Source organism: Bacteroides sp. 1_1_30 (assembly GCF_020982715.1).
Taxonomy (GTDB): Bacteria; Bacteroidota; Bacteroidia; order Bacteroidales; family Bacteroidaceae; genus Bacteroides; species Bacteroides xylanisolvens.
The window spans coordinates 76,271-96,181 of record NZ_JAJKHN010000002.1; the positions used below are offsets into that span (position 1 = coordinate 76,271).

At 42.4% G+C, this 19,911-nt stretch carries 12 protein-coding genes; 1 reads left to right on the forward strand and 11 read right to left on the reverse strand.

Going from position 1 to position 19,911, the window contains the following annotated elements:
• Positions 1-19 precede the first annotated feature (19 nt).
• From LPH68_RS00855 to LPH68_RS00875, 5 genes are all read right to left on the reverse strand, one after another.
• The gene (locus tag LPH68_RS00855) at positions 20-598 is read right to left on the reverse strand and encodes an SIS domain-containing protein (RefSeq protein ID WP_004310374.1); all 579 of its coding nucleotides are present in this window, start codon (positions 596-598) and stop codon (positions 20-22) included.
• 5 nt (positions 599-603) lie between these two features.
• The gene (locus tag LPH68_RS00860) at positions 604-1,572 is read right to left on the reverse strand and encodes an ROK family protein (protein ID WP_004310376.1); all 969 of its coding nucleotides are present in this window, start codon (positions 1,570-1,572) and stop codon (positions 604-606) included.
• A 5-nt stretch (positions 1,573-1,577) separates the two neighbouring features.
• Entirely contained in the window at positions 1,578-3,980 is a 2,403-nt protein-coding gene (locus LPH68_RS00865; RefSeq protein WP_009039096.1) for a glycoside hydrolase family 2 protein, read from the reverse strand.
• 122 nt (positions 3,981-4,102) lie between these two features.
• A complete protein-coding gene (locus LPH68_RS00870) occupies positions 4,103-6,739 on the reverse strand; it encodes a family 78 glycoside hydrolase catalytic domain (protein WP_151923529.1) in 2,637 nt (878 codons plus the stop codon).
• A gap of 125 nt (positions 6,740-6,864) precedes the next feature.
• On the reverse strand, positions 6,865-7,875 hold the full coding sequence (locus tag LPH68_RS00875) for a LacI family DNA-binding transcriptional regulator (protein ID WP_008023950.1): 1,011 nt from the start codon (positions 7,873-7,875) through the stop codon (positions 6,865-6,867).
• Between the two features lie 187 nt (positions 7,876-8,062).
• On the opposite strand from LPH68_RS00875, the gene LPH68_RS00880 reads away from it, so the two are divergent.
• Entirely contained in the window at positions 8,063-8,704 is a 642-nt protein-coding gene (locus tag LPH68_RS00880; RefSeq protein WP_004310385.1) for a carbohydrate-binding family 9-like protein, read from the forward strand.
• A gap of 84 nt (positions 8,705-8,788) precedes the next feature.
• On the opposite strand, the gene lpxA is transcribed toward LPH68_RS00880, so the two are convergent.
• The 6 genes from lpxA to LPH68_RS00910 all read right to left on the reverse strand — a co-directional run bounded on the left by lpxA (position 8,789) and on the right by LPH68_RS00910 (position 19,653).
• Complete coding sequence (gene lpxA, locus LPH68_RS00885) at positions 8,789-9,559, reverse strand: acyl-ACP--UDP-N-acetylglucosamine O-acyltransferase (RefSeq protein ID WP_008023953.1); 771 nt, start codon at positions 9,557-9,559, stop codon at positions 8,789-8,791.
• Between the two features lie 18 nt (positions 9,560-9,577).
• Complete coding sequence (locus tag LPH68_RS00890; protein ID WP_049702253.1) at positions 9,578-10,969, reverse strand: efflux transporter outer membrane subunit; 1,392 nt, start codon at positions 10,967-10,969, stop codon at positions 9,578-9,580.
• An 11-nt stretch (positions 10,970-10,980) separates the two neighbouring features.
• Positions 10,981-14,412 carry an efflux RND transporter permease subunit gene (locus LPH68_RS00895; RefSeq protein ID WP_151923531.1) on the reverse strand — a complete coding sequence of 1,144 codons (3,432 nt, stop codon included), beginning with the start codon at positions 14,410-14,412 and terminating at the stop codon, positions 10,981-10,983.
• Between the two features lie 16 nt (positions 14,413-14,428).
• Complete coding sequence (locus LPH68_RS00900) at positions 14,429-15,604, reverse strand: efflux RND transporter periplasmic adaptor subunit (protein WP_151923532.1); 1,176 nt, start codon at positions 15,602-15,604, stop codon at positions 14,429-14,431.
• 181 nt (positions 15,605-15,785) lie between these two features.
• Positions 15,786-18,893 (reverse strand): glycoside hydrolase family 2 TIM barrel-domain containing protein, encoded by a 3,108-nt coding sequence (locus tag LPH68_RS00905; RefSeq protein ID WP_151923533.1) that lies wholly within the window; start codon positions 18,891-18,893, stop codon positions 15,786-15,788.
• Positions 18,894-19,176: 283 nt separating this feature from the next.
• Positions 19,177-19,653: an HU family DNA-binding protein gene (locus LPH68_RS00910; protein WP_149952748.1), complete on the reverse strand. Its 477-nt coding sequence runs from the start codon at positions 19,651-19,653 to the stop codon at positions 19,177-19,179.
• Positions 19,654-19,911: the final 258 nt, after the last annotated feature.

A 19,911-nucleotide genomic window follows, 5' to 3' on the forward strand; every position in this document is an offset into this window, starting at 1 on the left:
GATTAAATTTAGTAGGTTATTATTCAAAGCCTAATTCTGCCTCAATTGCCTGAATCAGAATGTGGATAACTTTGATGTGAATTTCTTGTATTCTGTCGGAATGTGCTGCTCGTGGCGCGCAGACTGCAATGTCTGCCAGTCGTGACAGTTCATTCTCTCCTTTTGAAGTCAGCGCTATCACTTTCATTCCATTGTTGTGTGCTTGTACGGCAGCTTTCAGTATGTTCTCGGAATGTCCGCTTGTGCTGATGGCCAATAATACATCTCCCTTACATCCCATAGCTTCTACATAGCGGGAGAAGATCTCGTTGAACGAAAAATCATTTCCCACACAGGTCATGTAAGCCGGGTCATTGATTGCAATTGCCGGTAGCGGGATGCGGTTGTTGCGGTAACGTCCGGTTAGTTCTTCTGCAAAGTGGGTGGCGTCACATAAAGAACCTCCATTACCACAGCTGATAATCTTATTTCCGGCTTTTAATGCTTCGGCGCAGGTAGAGGCTGCCTGTGAAATAATCCCGACTGTTGTTGTTTCCTCAAGAAAGCTCTCCAACGTTTGCCGAGCCTCTTCCAGTGTTGTTTCAATAAGCTCTTTCATAATAGTTAATCGGTTAAGTTAGCGGCTACAGAAAGAGCTGCATAATCTCCTATCTGCTCTCCCAAGGCGGCTGGTTTCACTTTACATACTCTGTTTGCACAGGATAATGCTTCCTGATCGATTATCTTTTGCATGATGGGTTCCATCATATTTTTATTCCGGGTATAGATGCCACCTATCACAATGACTTCCGGATTCAAGATATCGATCACCATGGATAATCCTTTTCCCAGATAAATAGCAGACGTCTCATATATGCTTTGGGCTAATTTATCACCTTTGGCAGCTTCTTCAGCCACTTTTCGGGCAGTAAGCTGATCTAGTTCCTGTAAGGTACACCATTCAACTTTCTGTCCGGTCTGCAATTTCTCCATCACATACATTTTGGAGAGTTGAGCAATACCTCCACCGCTGGCAAATCCCTCAAAAGAGCCCTTTTTACCGTAACCTATCGGACCGAAATCCGACAGGCGGATATGTCCCAGTTCTCCGGCATTGTCATTGGTGCCCGTATACAGTTTGCCATTTAATATTAATCCTGCTCCCAGTCCCGTACCGAATGTGAGAAAGACCATATTCTTAGTTCCTTTTCCTGCTCCGAACTTCCATTCGGCTAAAGCACAGGCATTGGCATCATTGTGTAGATTGGTTTTAATGCCCGTCTTTTTTTCCACCATTGCCACAATGGGGATGTTGTCCCATCCCGGTAGGTTAGGGGGAGACATCACGATGCCTGTTTCACTGTTGAGAGGACCTCCGCAACAGATTCCAATCGCTTTTGTGTTAGTAGGGGTTAGCTGGTGGAGGTTCATCATCTTTTCGGTTTCACAGAGAATTCTGTCTATTGTTTCGTCGACTGTGGTCGTATCAAATTTCTTTTTGTCGATGATATGTAGCTCGTCGTTTTCTTTGATACCGTAGATGATGGCGCATTTGGTGCCTCCTACGTCAATTCCTAACAAGTTCTCTTTCATAACTATTATTTTTTAGCGTATAATCCGGTTTTTTGTAACAGCCGCTTGTATTCTTTCAAGTTGAAAGGTGCCTTGCCGTATAGGTAATGATTCATGAATTTCTGATTACCGATCTGGTATTGGATCAGATAGATTCCTTGACCGCTTTCTTCCGGTAGTGAGGCTATTCTGACCTTTTGATTGGCTGGAATACGGAAAGTGCTCTCATAGATTTTACGTCCCGAGGATGCATCTGTTACCGTTACATTACCACTTTGTACGTTGCGTGTGTCATTCGTTCCTATCAGTGGGTAATTTCCGCCTTCTGCATCATTGATTAGTACACAAACATCCTGTTGAACATTCTTGATGAAATAATATGCCATCTTCTTTGAATTGTAGTAGTCAACAATCGCATCAGAGATCACTGGCCATCCATCCCGCAGGTTCCACCAGACAATACCAGTCTTGTCGTCAAACTTCTTTCCACGCCACATTTCTATGAAATATTTCATAGCTTCTGCCTGTACGGATTGAGAAGCGAATATAAAATCATCCAGTTTGGAGGGAACTTCACCAAAAAGTAAACGTACCTGATTAATCATAAGATTATTGCGATCGAATGTCTTTCCCCATTCTGGGAATCTACGAACAGATTTGGTAACCCATTCATCATTCCATTCATGATTTTTTGTCCAGGGATATACGGCATCTTTTGTCATCATTTTCTGGAGACTTTCTAAATTAGGGCAGCCGTGATAGCCGATTTCACTGACAAAGCAGCAGGTAGCATCCGTATAGAATTTGTCTTTGTAATATCCTCTGGGACCCCATAAATGGTTTTCTGGTAAATATTGGTCAGCACTTCCTCTTTCATATACCGCTTGGCTGTAGTAAGGAGAGCTGGGAAGATAAGGGCGAGTAGGGTCAAACTCATAAATAACTGCCGGGAGGACCTTGCGGCTAACTACATCCTGATTTGGATTAATATTAAATGGTTGCAAAGACCAGCGCAGTGCACAATCGTCTTCATTATTTCCTGACCATAAAACGAGTGATGGATGATTGCGTAACTTGCATACAACGGAAATGGCCTCTTCTTCCAATGCTTGTGTAAATGAGCTGCGTTGAGGATAGAAAGTACATCCCATCGTAAAATCCTGCCATACCATAATGCCGTTTTCATCGCATAAATTAAAGAAATGATGATCTTCATACACGTTGCCACCCCAACAACGTATCATATTGCAGTTTAATTCTACAGCCATGCGGATAGATTCGTCTACGAAAGAATGATCCCGGCTATGGAGTGCATCCATGGGTACCCAATTGGTTCCGTGAATAAAAATAGGTTCTCCATTGACTATGAAACAGAATTTACCCGGATGATCCGGTGGGAGGTTGATGTCTGTAATGTCTAGTTGAATCGTGCGGAGGCCTACCCGTTTATTATCTGTTGATAAAATAGTGCCGTCAGAATCTACTAACTCTACTTTTGCATCATATAAAGCCGGTTCTCCATATCCTCTTGGCCACCATAAATCAGCATTCTTGATTTCCATTATATATCGGAATGCTGGGGAAACGACAACAGAGCTTCCTTTATATATTTCTTTCCCATGGCGACTTAATGTATATACGGCTTTCACTTTGTCGAACTTTTCGAAAGGTAGTTTTACTTGTACATCAGTATACAAACGTACATTTCTGGTAGCAGTGTCTACATTGGCGACCATATAGTGAACATCTGTGAGACGTGCCGGATTCAATACGCGTAATTCTACATCTCTCCACAAACCTGCACTGACTAATCGTGGCAGAATGTCCCATCCATAGGTGTGCGGAGCTTTTCTGATGAATACGGATTCTTCAGACGGGAAGTTTCCAATACTGAATGTCCCTAACAGATGTTTTTGTCCTTCAATAACAGATGAACGGAGTATCACTTGGAGTTGATTGCTTTCTCCTGCTTTTATTTCTTTAGTTACATTAAAAGCATGTTCAATCATCATATTTTCTGCTTTGCCAATGTGCTTTCCATTCAGCCATATATCGGCCAGACAGTCTATTCCGGCAAAGAAGAGTTGATATTGTTGTCCTGGTTTTAGTTGTGGCGCTACGAATGATTTGGAATAACACCATTGATAGCCTTCCCATTTGCGTAATTCATTTACATTACTGCCAATCATCGGATCTTTAATTAAGTTGGCAGCCATTAGGTCTAGTTCTACATTACCGGGGACTTGGGCTGATAGATGTTTCACTTCAGCTAGTTGCATGTCCTTGGGCGAAGTTATAGGTTCTTCAGGTTGCATCCAATAAGAGAGTTCCCATGTTCCATTTAAGGAGATGGAACTACCGGAATCGGCAAAAACACCACTTGTACAAGTGAGAAATATCAAAAATAGCAGTGTACTGATTTTATTCATTGTTAATAGATTTGATTGATGGTGTGACAAAGTAACTAGTGTTATATTTTTATAGTATTACATAACGGTCTCATTTTTGCTTCTTTATATACCTCTATTAAACCTCCTTTCTTTTGTTTCAATTAAAATGTGAGTTGATGTTTTCCTGACCTTAAATCTATCTTTTTACCATTATATTCTACTGTTGCATTCGTATTGACTGGGATCGTGACTTTGAGAATCACTTGTTCTCCTTTACGTTCCCATTCAGAACGAATGATTCCGTTTACAGATTTATATTCTGCTTTTACCCAGTCAAGACCTTTTACGAAATGAGGTTGGATAAGAATATGTTTGAATCCGGGTTTCTGTTCATCATAATTAATGCCTGCCAATATATTGTACATCCATGCATTAATGTCTCCAAGAAACATGTGATTTACGGAGGCATCTCTAAATTCAGGTGAAAGTATCCATGTTTCTGCTAGTGTAGTGAAACCTTGTTTTATCCAATTGCCCCAAGATGGAGCTTCTTCTTGTGCGGCCATCTGATATGCCAAGTCAGCATATCCATATTTGGAAAGCATCCGCAGGACTGTTTTACTGCCTAAAACTCCAAAATCGAGCAGGTTTTTATTGGCTTTTATCATCGTAGAAAGATTATCTGCAACCTGCTGTTCGTATTCTTTAGGAACGATTCCAAGGTATAAGGCAACTCCTTGTGCTGCTTGCGAACCATTGGCATAAATAGCTTTGGATGTGTCGAAGTATTTGTGATTGATAAGCAATTTCAATTCTTCTGCTTTCTTAGCATAACTACTACCATCTTTTCCAATGAGTTCTGCAAATTTAGCCATATACAGATTGTCTAAATAATAATAGCAGGTAGTGGTGAATTCTGTAGGGGTTTGTGTTTTATGGAATACCCAGTCACCAATTCCGTAAGTTACGGTTCCTTCCGCGTCCTCGCGTCCTGCGAGGTAGGCAAGGTATTTGGTGCATACAGGCCATAGTTTTTCGATGCTTCTTGTATCTCCATAGTAGTGGTAAATTGCCATTGGCACGATAAACATGGCAGCATCCCATACAGGACCTATCCAGTCATCATAGCCCCATCCGGAACTAGGAATGATTCCCGATATACGTCCTTCTTCATTTTGATTATCAATCATATCATCCAGCCATTTTTCATAGAAAGTAATACCATCGAAGTTTAATAATCCTAAATCCATTGTTATGTGTGCATCGGCAGTCCATCCATTTTTCTCTCGTTGGGGACAGTCAGTCGGGATACTCATCAGATTTGATAAATATGATTGATTAGCAGCTTTCCATATTTTATTTAATAGTTCATTTGAACAACTGAATTTACCAACAGGAGGAACAGCCGTATGTATGAATTGAGCGGTTAAGCTCTCTTTAGTAAGTTTTACAGGACGATCTGAACGAACTTCTACATATTGAAATCCATGATATGTAAAATCTGGAGTGAATGTACCTTGTTTTCCGTCCAATATATAAGTGTCTGTTTGAAAAGCGAGGCCAGGTAATGGTTTGTAGTAAATATCTAAGTTGCGCATTTCCAAGCGTCCGTTATCTTTTAGCAATTCGCCGTGTTGCATACTGACTTTAGTGCCTTTCTTGTCATTGATAGAAAGAGTACAGACCCCTGACATATTAACTCCAAAATCGTATACATAGACTGTATCACCAAAAGAACGCATATTGATTGGAGTGATAAATTGTTCCGTTTCAATAGCAGGCATGTTTTGTGATACTAGTAGGGGAGAAGGGGCAGCCACCTGAATTGCATTTGTCCATTTAGAGTCATCAAAACCCGGTTTGTCCCATCCAGCAATTGCAAGACATGCATCATAGGTATCACCACTATAAATATTGTTTTGTATATAAGGACCGATACTCGTTTTCCAAGTAGAATCTGAATGGATGGTTTGCTTTTCTCCATTTTTATATAATATCTCCATTTCGCAGATCATTCTTGGGCGGTTACGCCAGCGGGCTTGCTCATAGCTCCATGTTGCTACAGGGGCCGATTCGTTGTAGAATCCGTTCCCAAGTATTGCAGATAGTACGTTCTCTCCTTTGAGCAGTTGTGAAGTGACGTCGTATGTGTTATACAGATTTCTTTTATTATAATGAGTAAAACCCGGATTGAGATGTGATGATGTTATTGATTTACCATTTAATGTCATTTTATAATATGCAGCGGCACTTACATATAATCTTGCTTGTTGTATATCATCTTGAGCGATAAACGACTTGCGCAACATGGGCGCTGGCGTATAATCTTTATCATGATTATCAGTAATCCATACTCCTGTCCAGTCACTTTGGTTGAGTTGAGCTGTTTCAAAACTGGATATAGGAGAGATAATCTTATGTTCCTTTGTTTTATCCCATGCTATTACTTGCCAGTAATAACGAGTTCTGGATTTCAATTTTTCTGATCCTTGATAGGTCGCATGAGGAGTATCAGAGTAAATAGTGTCAGATTGCCAGCTATTATCGGATGAGTTTCTCAAATCTTGTTCCCGGGTGGCGATATATAGCTGATAGCTGTCTTGAGAAAACTCTGTTGCATCTTCATTATTGGTTGTGTAATTCCAAGTAAAACGCGGTGCTGGTGAATCAATGCCAATTGGAGAAATTTGATATTCACATCGCATATTTTCAATATCAATGTTGTTACTGCTGCATGCCCATACTAGAAGTCCTAATAGAGCCAGCATGTATTTTTCATTTTTAATTTGGAACTTCATAATTCTGTATCTTTATGTTAATAATTAGAGGGCTATTTTCTTTATTGTTACATTTGTTAATTTGATATCATTATTTATTTTCACTAAACCGGTTAAGTGATTGAAGAAAAAATGTAAAATCATGACTAGGGTAATGAACATGGCAGGACAAGTGTTTCTACTTCTCTTTTTTCGGTCGAATTTTCCAAGCGATATTTGATATCGCCAAGTAGAATCCTTACGGCATTCTTACCGATCTCTTCTATTGGCATTCTTGCGATGTTCATATTAGGTGCTAAGACACGGAATGCTGATACTCCATGAATACAAGCCAATTCATATCCTTTATTTATATTGATTCCTTTTTCATAAAAGTAACGGAATGCTTCCAGAGCCAAAATATGGGTTGTGAAGAAGAACCCATCTACATCAGGTACTTTGCTGAATATTTGATCAAGAGTCTTGAAAACATTCTTCTCATAATCAACAAAGGTCACCTCTCCATATAGATCAGGATCAACGGGTAGGTTGGCTTCAATTAAAGCTCTTGCATACCCTTCTCGTCTCATATTCATTGTGCGGAGATGAGGATTCGTGGTAATAATAGCTATTTTAGATGATCCGTTATCGATCATTTTCTTTACTAACTCGTAGCTACTGCCTTCATTGTCAATAATGATGTAGTTTGTCTGCATCTCAGGAAAGTAGCGGTCAAATAAGACTAATGGATAGCCTTCTTTGACTAGATTCTGTATTTCAATTTTAGAAACTTTTGTGGGGGCTACTATAATTCCATCCACCTGTTTCGCTTTGAATAACCGGATCATTCTGTTTTCTCTTTCTATTTCAGATTCAGAGCTACAAATCATTAATGAATAGCCTTGTGTTTCCGCTTCCTTTTCTATAGAACGGGCAACTTTGGAGTAAAAAGAGTCTGTAATATCCGGTATGATTAATCCGATTGTGCCTGATATACCCGTATTTAGGCTTCTGGCTAATAAATTAGGCTGGTAATTCAACTGTTTGGCGCATTGAAAGACTTTTTCTTGTGTAGCAAGACTAATACCTTTTTCATCCCCCTTACCAGAAAGTACCCAAGAGATTGTTGTCTTGGATAATTTTAAGGTTTCTGCTATGTCTTTAAGGGATGTTTTCATAAACAGTATCTATTTAATCGGTTAAGTGATGGCAAATATATGAAAAAATATCTCATTATATAATAGTTGAGTAATATTTAACTAAATATTATTTTTTGATATAATAATTTGCAATTTAAAAATAACATAGAAATAAGGTGTAAACCAAAGAAAGTAACTATATTTGTATCATTCAAACGAAAGATATATGAAAGTAAAGAAAATTAGTGCGGCTAACGTGGAGGCTTGTTCGCTTCCTAAACTATTCGATGAAGAAAAAATAGATTTTCAGTCGATTCAGTGTGTCAATTGGGCTGAATATCCTTACAAACCTAAAGTGAATTTTCGAATTGCTCACACACAGAACTCGATTTTGCTACATTTTAAAGTGAAAGAGGAGAGTGTACGTGCCAAGTATGGAAAAGATAACGGTTCTGTATGGACTGACTCCTGCGTGGAATTCTTTTCCATACCTGCAGGCGACGGGATCTATTATAATATAGAATGCAATTGCATCGGAACTATTCTGGTGGGTGCCGGACCTGTGCGTAACAACCGCGAACATGCACCGAAAGAGGTGACTGCTCTTGTACAACGCTGGTCTAGTCTGGGTAATCAGCCTTTTGCTGAACGCATCGGTGAAACGGACTGGGAAGTGGCCCTTATTATTCCGTATTCTGTGTTCTTTAAGCACCAGATTGATTCGCTCGACGGAAAGGAGATAAAAGCTAATTTCTATAAATGTGGCGATGAATTGCAGACCCCTCATTTCCTTTCATGGAATCCGATACAGATTGAACAGCCGGATTTCCACCGCCCTGATTTCTTCGGAACGTTGGAGTTTGAATAGTGAATTGAATCTTTGAATTTGAATATAAAAAAGAAGGTTGATACTTGAAAAAGTATCAACCTTCTTTATATGGACTCACTTTGTTTATTTCACAATCCCTCTTTCCGAGTTCTTCACGAAATTTACAATATTCTCGATCTCCTCACTCATAGGAACCTGATCGATGATCTTCTGTACAGCATCCTGAACGCTAAAATTACCCTGATAAATCAAACGGTATGCATTAGCGATGTGACGAAGGATTCTTTCCGATGTATTGTGATGTTGAGAAAGAACTACGGCGTTTACACCGTGATATGCTACCGGATTTCCTGACATGATAACGTACGGAGGTACATCTTTAGATATACGGCATCCGCTCTGTATCAGTGTCCAGCTACCTATATGGCAATACTGGTGCAAGGTGACATTTCCACTTAGGATAACGCAATCATCCAACGTACATTCTCCTGCAATAGTGGTGCCGATACCTACCACACAGTTATTGTTGATTTGTACGTCATGGCAAAGATGTACTTTATCCATCAGGTAGTTTCCGTTTCCGATTTTGGTAGCATTGCCGGCAAATGTAGCGCGGCTGATTACTACATTCTCACGAATATCGTTATTATCTCCGATAATCAGGCTGCTTTCTTCTCCAGTATAGTGGAAATCTTGTGGTTCCGCTCCGAGGACAGCATTCTGATGTACCTTGTTTCCTTTTCCCATTTTAGTACCTTGCAGGATACTAGCGTAAGACATGATGACGCAATCATCCCCGATCTCTACATTCTTTTCAATGTAGGCAAAAGGCAGAACGGTTACATTCTTGCCCAGCTTTGCTTCGGGATCTACGTAAGCTAACGGACTAATCATAATAGTATAAGTTTAAAGTTATTCTTCTCTTCCACCACCCAGTGCCTGGTAAAGGCTTACTACAGCCTGCATCCGATCAAAGCAATCAGAAACCTGTGAAATTTGTGCGCTCAAGTAAGCCTGCTGTGCAGACAATACTTCCAGGTAGGTTGAAGTCCCTAAGTTAAACAATTCTTTTGTATCTTCCGAAGCTTTTTTGGCAGATTCTACTTGCATTTGACGAGATTCTACCTTTTCACTCGTCTTTTGGTATAAACTTAGCGCATTGCTGACTTCACTACCGGCATTCAACAAGGCCTGCTGGAAAGATAATTTCGCTTGTTCTTCCTGCGCTTTGGCAGCTTTCAGACGAGCAATGTTTTGTCCCCGGTAGAACAAAGGCTGTGTCAGCGAACCAATGGCAGAAGCCAACAACTTACCCGGATTTATAATCGCACTTCCGGCGCTGTTTGTCCATCCCGCAGAGCCGCTGAGCGTGATTTGCGGATAGAATGAAGCACGTGCCGAATTTGTATTGTAATAACAACTTGCCAATGACATTTCGGCTGCTTTCACGTCCGGGCGGTTGGATAGCAATTGAATAGGTATACCTGCGGAAAGTTCCGTTGGAAGTACTTGTGCTTCCAATACACCACGTTTGATGGCATGAGGAGCTTCTCCGAGGAAAGTGGACAGGGCATTTTCTGTCTCACGGATGCTTTGTTCAATGTCGGGAATAGTGGCAAGTACTTGCGCATAGGCAGCCTTGCTCTGTTCTACGCCTGCCGAATTGATATTGTACATAGCAGAGTTTTTCATTGCTTCCATTGTCTCGGCATTCTTTTTCAGAATTTCAGCCGTGGCTTTGGTTATTTCCAGTTGGCGGTCCAACATCATTAATGTATAATACATATTGGCGATGTTAGAGACAACTTGTGTTTGTACTGCCTGGCGGTAAGCTTTCATTTGCTTCAGTGTAACTTGCGCATTTCGTTTCGAGTTCAGCAACTGACCGAATAAATCGATTTGCCAACTGGCTGTGACAGGTAATGAATAAGTTTTTGTAGCTGCATTCTTGTCAAAGCTGCTGATCGTTCCTTGCGGAGACAATCCTAATGACGGGGCATAAGCCAGGCGTGCCGACATGAGGGACGCTTCTGCTGCTTTCACATTTTGAGCGGCGGACAAGAGGTCTGTATTTTGTTTCAGTCCCGTTTCGATGAGAGACTGGAGTTGCGGGTCGGTGAAGACTTCTCTCCACGGCAGATTACCGAAGTTGGCTGTATCCGAAACCAGTGTATCATTATCCGCTACCGGATCGCGATACAGGCCGGAAGTAGTGATGTCTTCGGGTCTGTCATACGACTTATAGATGTGGCAGCTGCTCAGGAGAGCAGTTGCGCACAACATATATAGAATCTGTTTCTTCATATCGAATTTCATTATTTAGCGTATTGTTCAATCTCTGTTACGGCATCTGTATTGTCGATATCTTCCCATTCCATCGGTTTAACCTTCTCTTGTAAGTACTGGAAGACTACAAACAGCGCAGGAACGATAAAAATCTGGCAAATCATACCGATTAACATACCACCGATAGAAGCTGTACCCAGTGTACGGTTACCGTGAGCACCTACACCGAAGGCAAACATCAACGGAAGCAAACCGACTACCATAGCCAATGATGTCATCAAAATCGGGCGGAGACGGGCACCGGCACCCAATACGGCTGCCCAAGTGATACTCATACCCATCTTACGACGGTCGAGGGCGAACTCTACAATCAAGATGGCATTCTTTGCCAACAGACCCATCAACATGATTAACGCGATCTGCATATAGATATTGTTGGACATCGTACCCAGAATCATCTTCAATGCCGAAATATTACCGATAGCACTTACACCGTTTACAAACAGGAAGCTGCCTAACAGACCGAACGGAACGGATAACAATACAGCCAGCGGAAGAATGTAACTTTCGTACTGTGCACTCAACAATAAGTAAACGAATACGAAACAGAGCACAAAAATCAGTCCGGTAGCACTTCCGCTACTTTGAGCCTCTTCACGCGCCATACCTCCTAATTCATACGTATAACCGGTAGGCAGGTTTTCTTGGGCAACCTCGGCGAGGGCAGTCAATGCCTGACCGGATGTATAACCGCTTGCCGGAGCTACCATTACTTTCATAGAGGTATAAAGGTTGAAACGGCTGATAATATCCGGACCATATACTTTCTCCACAGAGATGAACTGGGCAATCGGGGCCATCTCACCTGCACTATTACGCACCTTGATATTCTTCAAAGATTCCAAGTTTTTGCGTGACAATGGATCTGACTGAATCATAACACGATACATCTTACCGAAACGGTTGAAGTTGGATGCATACAAACCTCCGTAATATCCTTGCATGGTAGTGAGGATATCGCTCGGGCTGATACCTGCTTTTTTACAAGCTGCTGCATCGATGTCGATCATGTATTGCGGGAAATTCGGGTTGAAGGAAGTCTTTGCCGAATTGATTTCCGGACGTGCTTCCAGTGCTGCCGTATAATCATTAACCACATCGAAGAATTTGTTCAGGTCACCACCGGTCTTATCTTGCATATTTACCTCAATATCTGTAGATGCCGAGTAACCCGGGATCATAGGAGGAGCGAAGAACAATACCTGTGCTTCTTTGATAATCTTTTGTGCACGCATATACAAGGAACCGACTACAACGTCTGAATTCTGTATCATGGAACGTTCGTCCCAGTCTTTCAGTTTGATGATGAAAGAACCATAGGAAGGTCCCTGACCACCGATAAAGCTGAATCCGGAAATCATGGTACGTGACAATACCGCAGGATCGGAAGCGATCAGACTGTCTACACGTGCCAGGATTTTTTCAGAACGGTCTTGAGAAGTACCCGGAGGCAATGTTACTGCTCCCATCAGCGTTCCGGTATCTTCATTAGGCACCATACCTGTCGGAGTGGTGTTCATGAAGAATACAAGTATCGCAATGGAAGCGACAACTAATCCCATAGACAACCATTTCTTCTGGATAAAGAACAGTACTCGTTTCTTATAACGTTTCAGGATTGATTCGTATGTATCGTTGAATCTGTTTTTAAACTTCTTCGTACTCATTCCGATCAGTGCCAGCATACTAAGCACTACGAAAATTGCAGTAACTATCGGATTGATACTGAACAAACCAAAGATCATGCCGAGAATGGCAATAAGCGTGAAAGTCAGTGTAATTCCCGGATGCAACATCTTTCCGATAGCCTCGGTATATCTGTTGATCATGGTTGTATGGGCTGCCGTATAGGCTACTTTCATACGTTCTTTTAATGTGGAGTCTTCCGTAGTTCCGTCTTCTTTTTTGTGAGGTTTCAGAAGAACGGCACACAAAGCCGGACTCAAAGTCAATGCGTTCAATGCGGACAGACCGATAGCGATTGCCATAGTCATACCGAACTGACGATAGAATGTTCCTGCTGTACCTCCCATGAAACTTACCGGAACGAATACGGCCATCATGACCAGCGTAATAGATACGATAGCACCACCCAATTCATTCATAGCATCGATAGAAGCCAGACGGGCAGATGTATAACCTTGGTCAAGCTTGGCATGCACACCCTCGACGACCACAATCGCATCGTCGACCACAATCGCGATAGCAAGCACGAGCGCACATAACGTCAACAAGTTCAAACTGAATCCTACCAGGGACAGGATGAAGAAAGTACCGATCAGAGCTACCGGAATGGCGATAGTCGGAATCAATGTGGAACGTAAATCCTGCAAGAAGATATACACTACGATAAACACCAGGATAAATGCTTCGATCAACGTCTTCAACACTTCATGGATAGAAGCGAAAAGGAAGTCGTTGGCATTCATGGAGATGTTCAGCTTCAATCCGGTAGGCAACGTTTTTGATGCTTCATCCAACAATGCTTCAATATCACTGATGGTCTGTGTCGCATTGGTTCCTGCCATCTGGTATACGATACAAGTCACAGACTTGTGCCCGTCTACCCGGTTGGTAAAGTTATATCCCAAGCGGTCCAGCTGAATTTCTGCTATATCTTTCAGACGGAGTACTTCACCGTCAGGAAGAGATTTGATAACGATATTTTCAAACTCTTCAGGCTGTTGCAAGCGTCCTTTATAACGGATGGTGTATTGGAAAGTCTGGTTACTGCGTTCACCGAACTGTCCTGGAGCAGCTTCGACATTCTGTTCTGCCAGAGCAGCGGAAACATCACCGGGAACGAGCTTGTATTGTGCCATGACGTCCGGTCGTAACCAGATACGCATAGAATAATCCTGACCCAAAACGTTGGCGTCACCTACACCCTGTACACGTTGAACTTGAGGAATCAGGTTGATCTTAGCATAGTTTTCAATAAACGATTCGCTATATGTATCTGTCTCGTCATAGAGAGAGAATACTACCAGCATGGAAGTCTGGCGTTTTTGAGTGGTTACACCGACTCTAGTTACTTCGGCAGGCAGCAGACCTTGTGCCATGGAGACACGGTTTTGCACATTGACGGCAGCCATGTCCGGGTCTGTTCCTTGTTTGAAATATATGGATATATCACCGGAACCCGTGTTTGACGCAGTTGAGGTCATATACATCATGTTTTCTACACCGTTGATTTGTTCCTCCAATGGAGCAATTACGGAATTCAATACGGTCGATGCACTGGCTCCCGTATAGGTGGCTCTTACCGAAACGGTAGGAGGCGCGATGTCCGGATACTGCGTGATAGGCAGTGTCGCCAATCCGATAGCCCCCAGGATGACTATCAGGATAGAAATAACGGTTGATAGTACCGGACGGTTAATAAATCTATCTAATTTCATAATGATTATCTGATTATTAGTTGAAGGCTGTGGCTAAATTACCGTCGTGTTGGTCTTTCAAATGTTGTTGATAGTTTGCTTCTTTTTGCGCCGGTGCGATAGGCTGAACCTTCTGACCGTCTTTCAGGTTTTGTACTCCTTCGATTACGATTTTATCTCCTGAATTCAAACCGGAAGTAACCAAGTACTCTTTTCCGTTATCCAGATTGAAGATTTTGATTTCTGTATATTTTACCGTGTTGTCCGGTTGCAAAACATAAACGAACTTCTTATCCTGGATTTCTACTGTTGCAGACTGCGGTATAGTGATTACATTCTCCATGGTATAAGGAATCAGAACGTTTGCAGTACCTCCGCTACGCAATACATGTTCCTTATTCGGGAAGATAGCACGGATGCTTACCGAACCGGTAGATTGGTCGATAACACCTGTGATAGCATCTACTTTACCCTCTATATCGTATGTGGAACCATCAATTAATTGCAGTTTGATAGTCGGTATTTTGCTGATTTCTTCTTTGATAGTGCTACCGGACTTGGTCATTGCCAGCAATTCCTTTTCTGTCATTGAGAAGTATACATATACTTCGTCAATCTCGGAAACAGTAGTCATCGGTGTAGCGATAGAAGGACTTACCAATGCTCCTACACGATAAGGGATATTGTTGATAACGCCATCTGACGGACTTTTAACCTGTGTGAATGACAAGTTCTGTTGAGCAGTGGTCAGTTGTGCTTTTGCTTGTGCCAATTGGGCTTTGGTCTGTGCCAGGGAATTTTCTGCCATTGCCAGGTCATAGTCACTGATGATTTGCTTTTTGTTCAACTCTTTCTTATTGTCATACGTCATCTGTTGAGTACTCACTGCTGCTTCTGCTGTAGCCACTGCTGCTTTGGCAGTGCGTACAGCTGCTTCGTATTGAGTCGGATCAACAATGAACAACACTTGTCCTTTACGGACAGCTGCTCCTTCGTCTACACAGAGTTTCGTGATGAAGCCCGATACTTGGGGGCGGATTTCTACATCTTGTTTTCCTTTAATTGTAGCCGGATAGGCAGTTGTTAAATTAGCAGTCGTTTTTTGTAACTCTTGTACTGCATATTCAGGAACCTTTCCTGTGTCATTGCCCTTATTGCCACAACTAGACAAGAGGGCTACGCAAAATGCAAATAAAACAATTCTACTTTTCATACTTATAAATATCTGTTTTTTAATTTAATGCGTTTGTTGCCAGTGTGCTGTTCATCCATATAGATAAGGGGGTTAAGGAAGAAAAACCGGAAACTAAATTCCTTAATTTAGTTTCCGGTTGCAAAAGTACTTTAAATTCGGTATTCTTGTTCTCTGATACCGTGTTTTTTAACTATGTTTTTTACTTTATTTTATGATATACAGGAGTCATAATAAAACTTAACTCATAATCCTGATAAGGAAGACGATATTTTTCCAGTGCAATAGCTCCCCAACTGTTGACACAGGCAAGTCCGGTTTGTGCCTTGTCGATACAGAAGTTGGTGAAGTCTGCCTTTTCTACTTCCGGTGAGTGACGCTGGTCTTTGCTGTCGCCGTCATCCAATGACTCGATGGTGTAATTCAGGGCAGAAGCGGAGAAAGGAGCACTCGATACGAATTGCAGTCCGTTGCCACTGATGTTCAGAAGTCTCCACCAGCGGATATCCGTTTTTGTTCCGGTTTCCTGCGGGCGGATGTAAGGATAGAATTGTTCTTCCACTGTCTGGCGATATTTTCCTAACATTGCCGCGTGGTTGCGGTCGGCATAGTTTTCTCCCGGACCACGACCGTAATATTCTATCTCGTTGAAGTTGACAGGCATACGCATTTGCATACCGAAACGGAACATGTCAGAAACTTTCTTGCTCTTGTCTGCCGCCATCTTTTGGGTAACTTTCACTGCTCCCTTGTTGTTAATGGTGTAAGTCAGCGATAATGTTCCGCCAATCGACTTCATATCATATTCGGCACGAACCACTGCCTGATCGTTTTCAATAGCATGTTTCAGAGAAGTCAGTTTCAGTTCCGGATTCTTCCAGGCGGCATATTTGCGTTGCAGTCCGGCTCCGAAGTCATTGTCGGTCGGTGCACGCCAGAAGTTAGGAGTCAGTGCGCTGCCATCTTCCATCAGTTGCATGCCGTTGACGTCGTAACGGCAGAGATAACCATTGTGTTTGTTGAAATCCATAGAGAAGTTTTCACCTTTCACAATCAGGAAGTTGCGGTCGTTGTCCAAAATGGTGGGCACGATGACCGGAAGGTTAGATGCCTGTTGGTTTTCCAGTTTCAGTTCCGGTGCTTTATAGTCACGGATGCTTAGTTGGTCGTAAGCGATGGTGGTTCCGGCCGGCAGCAGTGTTTCGGCGGCTTTCAGTTTGTAGCTCACGTTGAGCAGCAGTTCTTTGCAAGGACAGATGTTCTTTGTGTCAAATGGAATTTGCACTTTCACAGTTTGTTGGGGCGCTACTTTCAGGTCGGATACGATGCCTGTTTGCACTACTTCTCCGTTTGCCAGTAATTGCCATTCCATGTAATAAGCAGACAAGTCGCGGAAGAAATACTCGTTGAAGATGTTGATTTCGCCTTTGGCAAGATCGGCAGGAGTCGTCCATATATCCTGATAGAAATAAGCTACTTCGTATGCATGCGGATTGGGTACGCGGTCGGGGCTAATCAAACCGTTGTCGTTGAAGTTATTATCCGAAGCGTCGTATTTGTTGAAGTCGCCGCCATAGCCGTAGATGCTTACTCCGTCTTTGTTTTTCCAGTGGCAGGACTGGTCTACGAAGTCCCAGATAAATCCGCCCTGATATTTCGGATATTTGCGGATGATGTCCCAGTATTCTTTGAATCCTCCCTGTGAATTACCCATAGCGTGCGCGTATTCACATTGGATTAACGGCTTTTGGATATTGCCTTCGCTATATTTGATACAAGCGTCATAGTCATAGTACATCGGGCAGAAAATATCGGTGAATTCGCTGGTTCCTGCTTGTTCGTACTGTACGGCACGTGTCTTGTCTTCATTCTTAATCCAAGTGTAGCATTTCTCAAAGTTTGGTCCCATGCCGGCTTCATTACCCAATGACCAGAAGATGATGGACGGATGGTTGTAACCGCGTTGTACGTTGCGTTGGTTACGTTCCATGTGGGCTTTGGCGTAGATTGGGTTCTTTGCCAGTGTCTGGTCGCCGTAGCCCATTCCGTGAGATTCTACGTTTGCCTCGGCTACTACATATAGACCGTATTGGTCGCACAGGTCATACCAACGGTTGTCGTCTGGGTAATGGCAGGTACGCACGGCGTTGATATTGAGTTCTTTCATCACTTTGATATCTTGCAGCATACGTTCGGTAGAAACCACATAACCGCCGTCCGGGTCCATTTCGTGACGGTCGGCTCCTTTGAAGAGTACCGGTTGTCCGTTTACGAGTATCTGTCCGCCTTTCAATTCAATCTTGCGGAAACCTACTTTGACAGGGATTACTTCTACTACGTTGTTGCCGTTTTTCAGTGTAGCGGTCAGCGTGTAGAGATTAGGCGTTTCAGCAGTCCATTTCGCCGGATTGGAGACGGATAGGGTTGTGTTTAGTTTTCCCGAACCTTTCAGGTCGGCAGTCGCTACGCTGTTGCCTTGAACATCTGTCAAGTCCAAAGCTACTGTGCCGCTTCCTTTCAGGTCAACGGCTATATTTAATGTACCGTCTTTATATTGGCTGTCCAAATCGGGAGTGATGCGAATATCCTGGATGTATTTCTTGTCGCGTGCGTAAAGATAACAGTCGCGTCCTACGCCGGAGTAGCGGAAGAAGTCCTGATCTTCCAGGTAACTACCGTCGCACCAGCGGAAAACTTGAAAGGCGATGACGTTCTTACCCGGTTTCAGGTAGTTAGTCAGGTTGAATTCAGCTTCCAGTTTGCTGTCTTCGCTATATCCTACGTAGCGTCCGTTCACCCAAAGGTACATATTGGACGTTACCGAGCCGAAATGTGCGAAAATTTCTTTGCCTTTCCAGTCGGCAGGAAGGATGATTTCTTTGCGGTAAGAGCCTACGTGGTTGTTTTCTGTCGGTACTAGCGGAGGGTTGTTTTTGAATTGGCTTCTCCAGGCATATCCTACGTTGACATAGATAGGGTCACCGTAGCCGTTCAACTCCCAAACGCCGGGAACTTGAAGGTCATCCCAACCTTTGTCGTTGAAATTAGTCTGATAAAAATCAGTCGGGCGCGCGTCTGCGTGTCTCACCCAGTTGAATTTCCAAAGACCGTTCAGGGTCATGAAATTCGCGGAATTTTCTTTAATGCCGGCTTTAGCTTCATCAGCCGATGCGAAAGCAAAGTAATTAGTGTGCATAGCGGAACGGTTTACGGAATTCACTTCCGGATCTTTCCACTCGTTGAAGCTTTGCGCTTGAATTGCTGTCAGTCCCAATGCAGCCAAGCAGCAAGAGAGTAGTTGTTTCTTCATGGGTTTTTTGTATTAGGTTTGAATTTCGGGAGTCAAAGATAGGGAATATTTTATTCAGTAAAGGTCAAAAAATCATTCAATTAAGGCTAGTTTTTAATAAATTAGCTAGAAAATAGAGTATTTTACTTACTCTAATCAGTAAAAACGTGAGATACAGCTTTCCTCCGCGGTGGAAAAGGTATCTCACGTTAATAAAAATTGGCTGTTACATTAGTCAGCTCTTATACGCTGTTTATACGTAGACTTGCGTATAACTACTACATATATAGATATGATTCATACGTTATGCTGCAGGATCCGGAGCCTCACCGCTACCGCCTTCGTCCGGATTTTCCGGTTTATTTCCCCCTCCATTTCCGGAAGAGGTGCCGCCGTTTCCTTCCGTCTTGTAAATACTTACATTATCCAGCATATCCTTAAATTTATATCCCGGCGTAAATACAATTTTCACTCGACGAACGGTATCGGCATCTACATCTTTTTCTTCATTCTGACTTTTACAGTTCATGCTCGGACGGAAACATCCGAAGTCACCTAATTGTACAGACAATCCTTTGTTGAGGTTCGTGTTCAACGCATCAATCAGTGCGTCAATCACGTGTTTCACTGCGCCTTCGGGAATCATACCGAACATGGATACTTCCTTGCATAAATCTCTGAAATTTACCGTATTGGTAATTACATTCTGTGCTACATACTTTTCAGTCTTTGTTTTGTCAAAGCCGAAAACTCTTTTCTTGACAACATACTTTAATGCCATAGTCTTTCTTCTTTTAATAGTTAGTTAATCTGTTTTATTGTTGTTTTGTGATCACGACGCAAAGATATGGTTCCCGAAATTCATGACCAAGCTAAAAAAAAATGTGCGTTAATAAATTAGTTAATAAGTAGAGTGTTGCTTTACTGGGGATTTTATGTAAAAAGATTTGGCGGAAAGATAGAAGAAGAGGATGCTGATTGAGATATTGGGGTATCAAGTGTGGGGAAGGCATCCTCTTCGAAGATAGAAAGAAAGGAC

Excerpts from the sequence above, each read along its gene's own strand:
- LPH68_RS00855 (WP_004310374.1), bottom strand. The coding sequence starts at position 598 with ATGAAAGAGCTTATTGAAACAACACTGGAAGAGGCTCGGCAAACGTTG.
- LPH68_RS00870 (WP_151923529.1), bottom strand. The coding sequence starts at position 6,739 with ATGAAGTTCCAAATTAAAAATGAAAAATACATGCTGGCTCTATTAGGA.
- LPH68_RS00905 (WP_151923533.1), bottom strand. The coding sequence starts at position 18,893 with ATGAAGAAACAACTACTCTCTTGCTGCTTGGCTGCATTGGGACTGACA.
- lpxA (WP_008023953.1), bottom strand. The coding sequence starts at position 9,559 with ATGATTAGTCCGTTAGCTTACGTAGATCCCGAAGCAAAGCTGGGCAAG.
- LPH68_RS00895 (WP_151923531.1), bottom strand. The coding sequence starts at position 14,412 with ATGAAATTAGATAGATTTATTAACCGTCCGGTACTATCAACCGTTATT.
- LPH68_RS00875 (WP_008023950.1), bottom strand. The coding sequence starts at position 7,875 with ATGAAAACATCCCTTAAAGACATAGCAGAAACCTTAAAATTATCCAAG.
- LPH68_RS00860 (WP_004310376.1), bottom strand. The coding sequence starts at position 1,572 with ATGAAAGAGAACTTGTTAGGAATTGACGTAGGAGGCACCAAATGCGCC.
- LPH68_RS00900 (WP_151923532.1), bottom strand. The coding sequence starts at position 15,604 with ATGAAAAGTAGAATTGTTTTATTTGCATTTTGCGTAGCCCTCTTGTCT.
- LPH68_RS00910 (WP_149952748.1), bottom strand. The coding sequence starts at position 19,653 with ATGGCATTAAAGTATGTTGTCAAGAAAAGAGTTTTCGGCTTTGACAAA.
- LPH68_RS00880 (WP_004310385.1), top strand. The coding sequence starts at position 8,063 with ATGAAAGTAAAGAAAATTAGTGCGGCTAACGTGGAGGCTTGTTCGCTT.
- LPH68_RS00890 (WP_049702253.1), bottom strand. The coding sequence starts at position 10,969 with ATGAAGAAACAGATTCTATATATGTTGTGCGCAACTGCTCTCCTGAGC.
- LPH68_RS00865 (WP_009039096.1), bottom strand. The coding sequence starts at position 3,980 with ATGAATAAAATCAGTACACTGCTATTTTTGATATTTCTCACTTGTACA.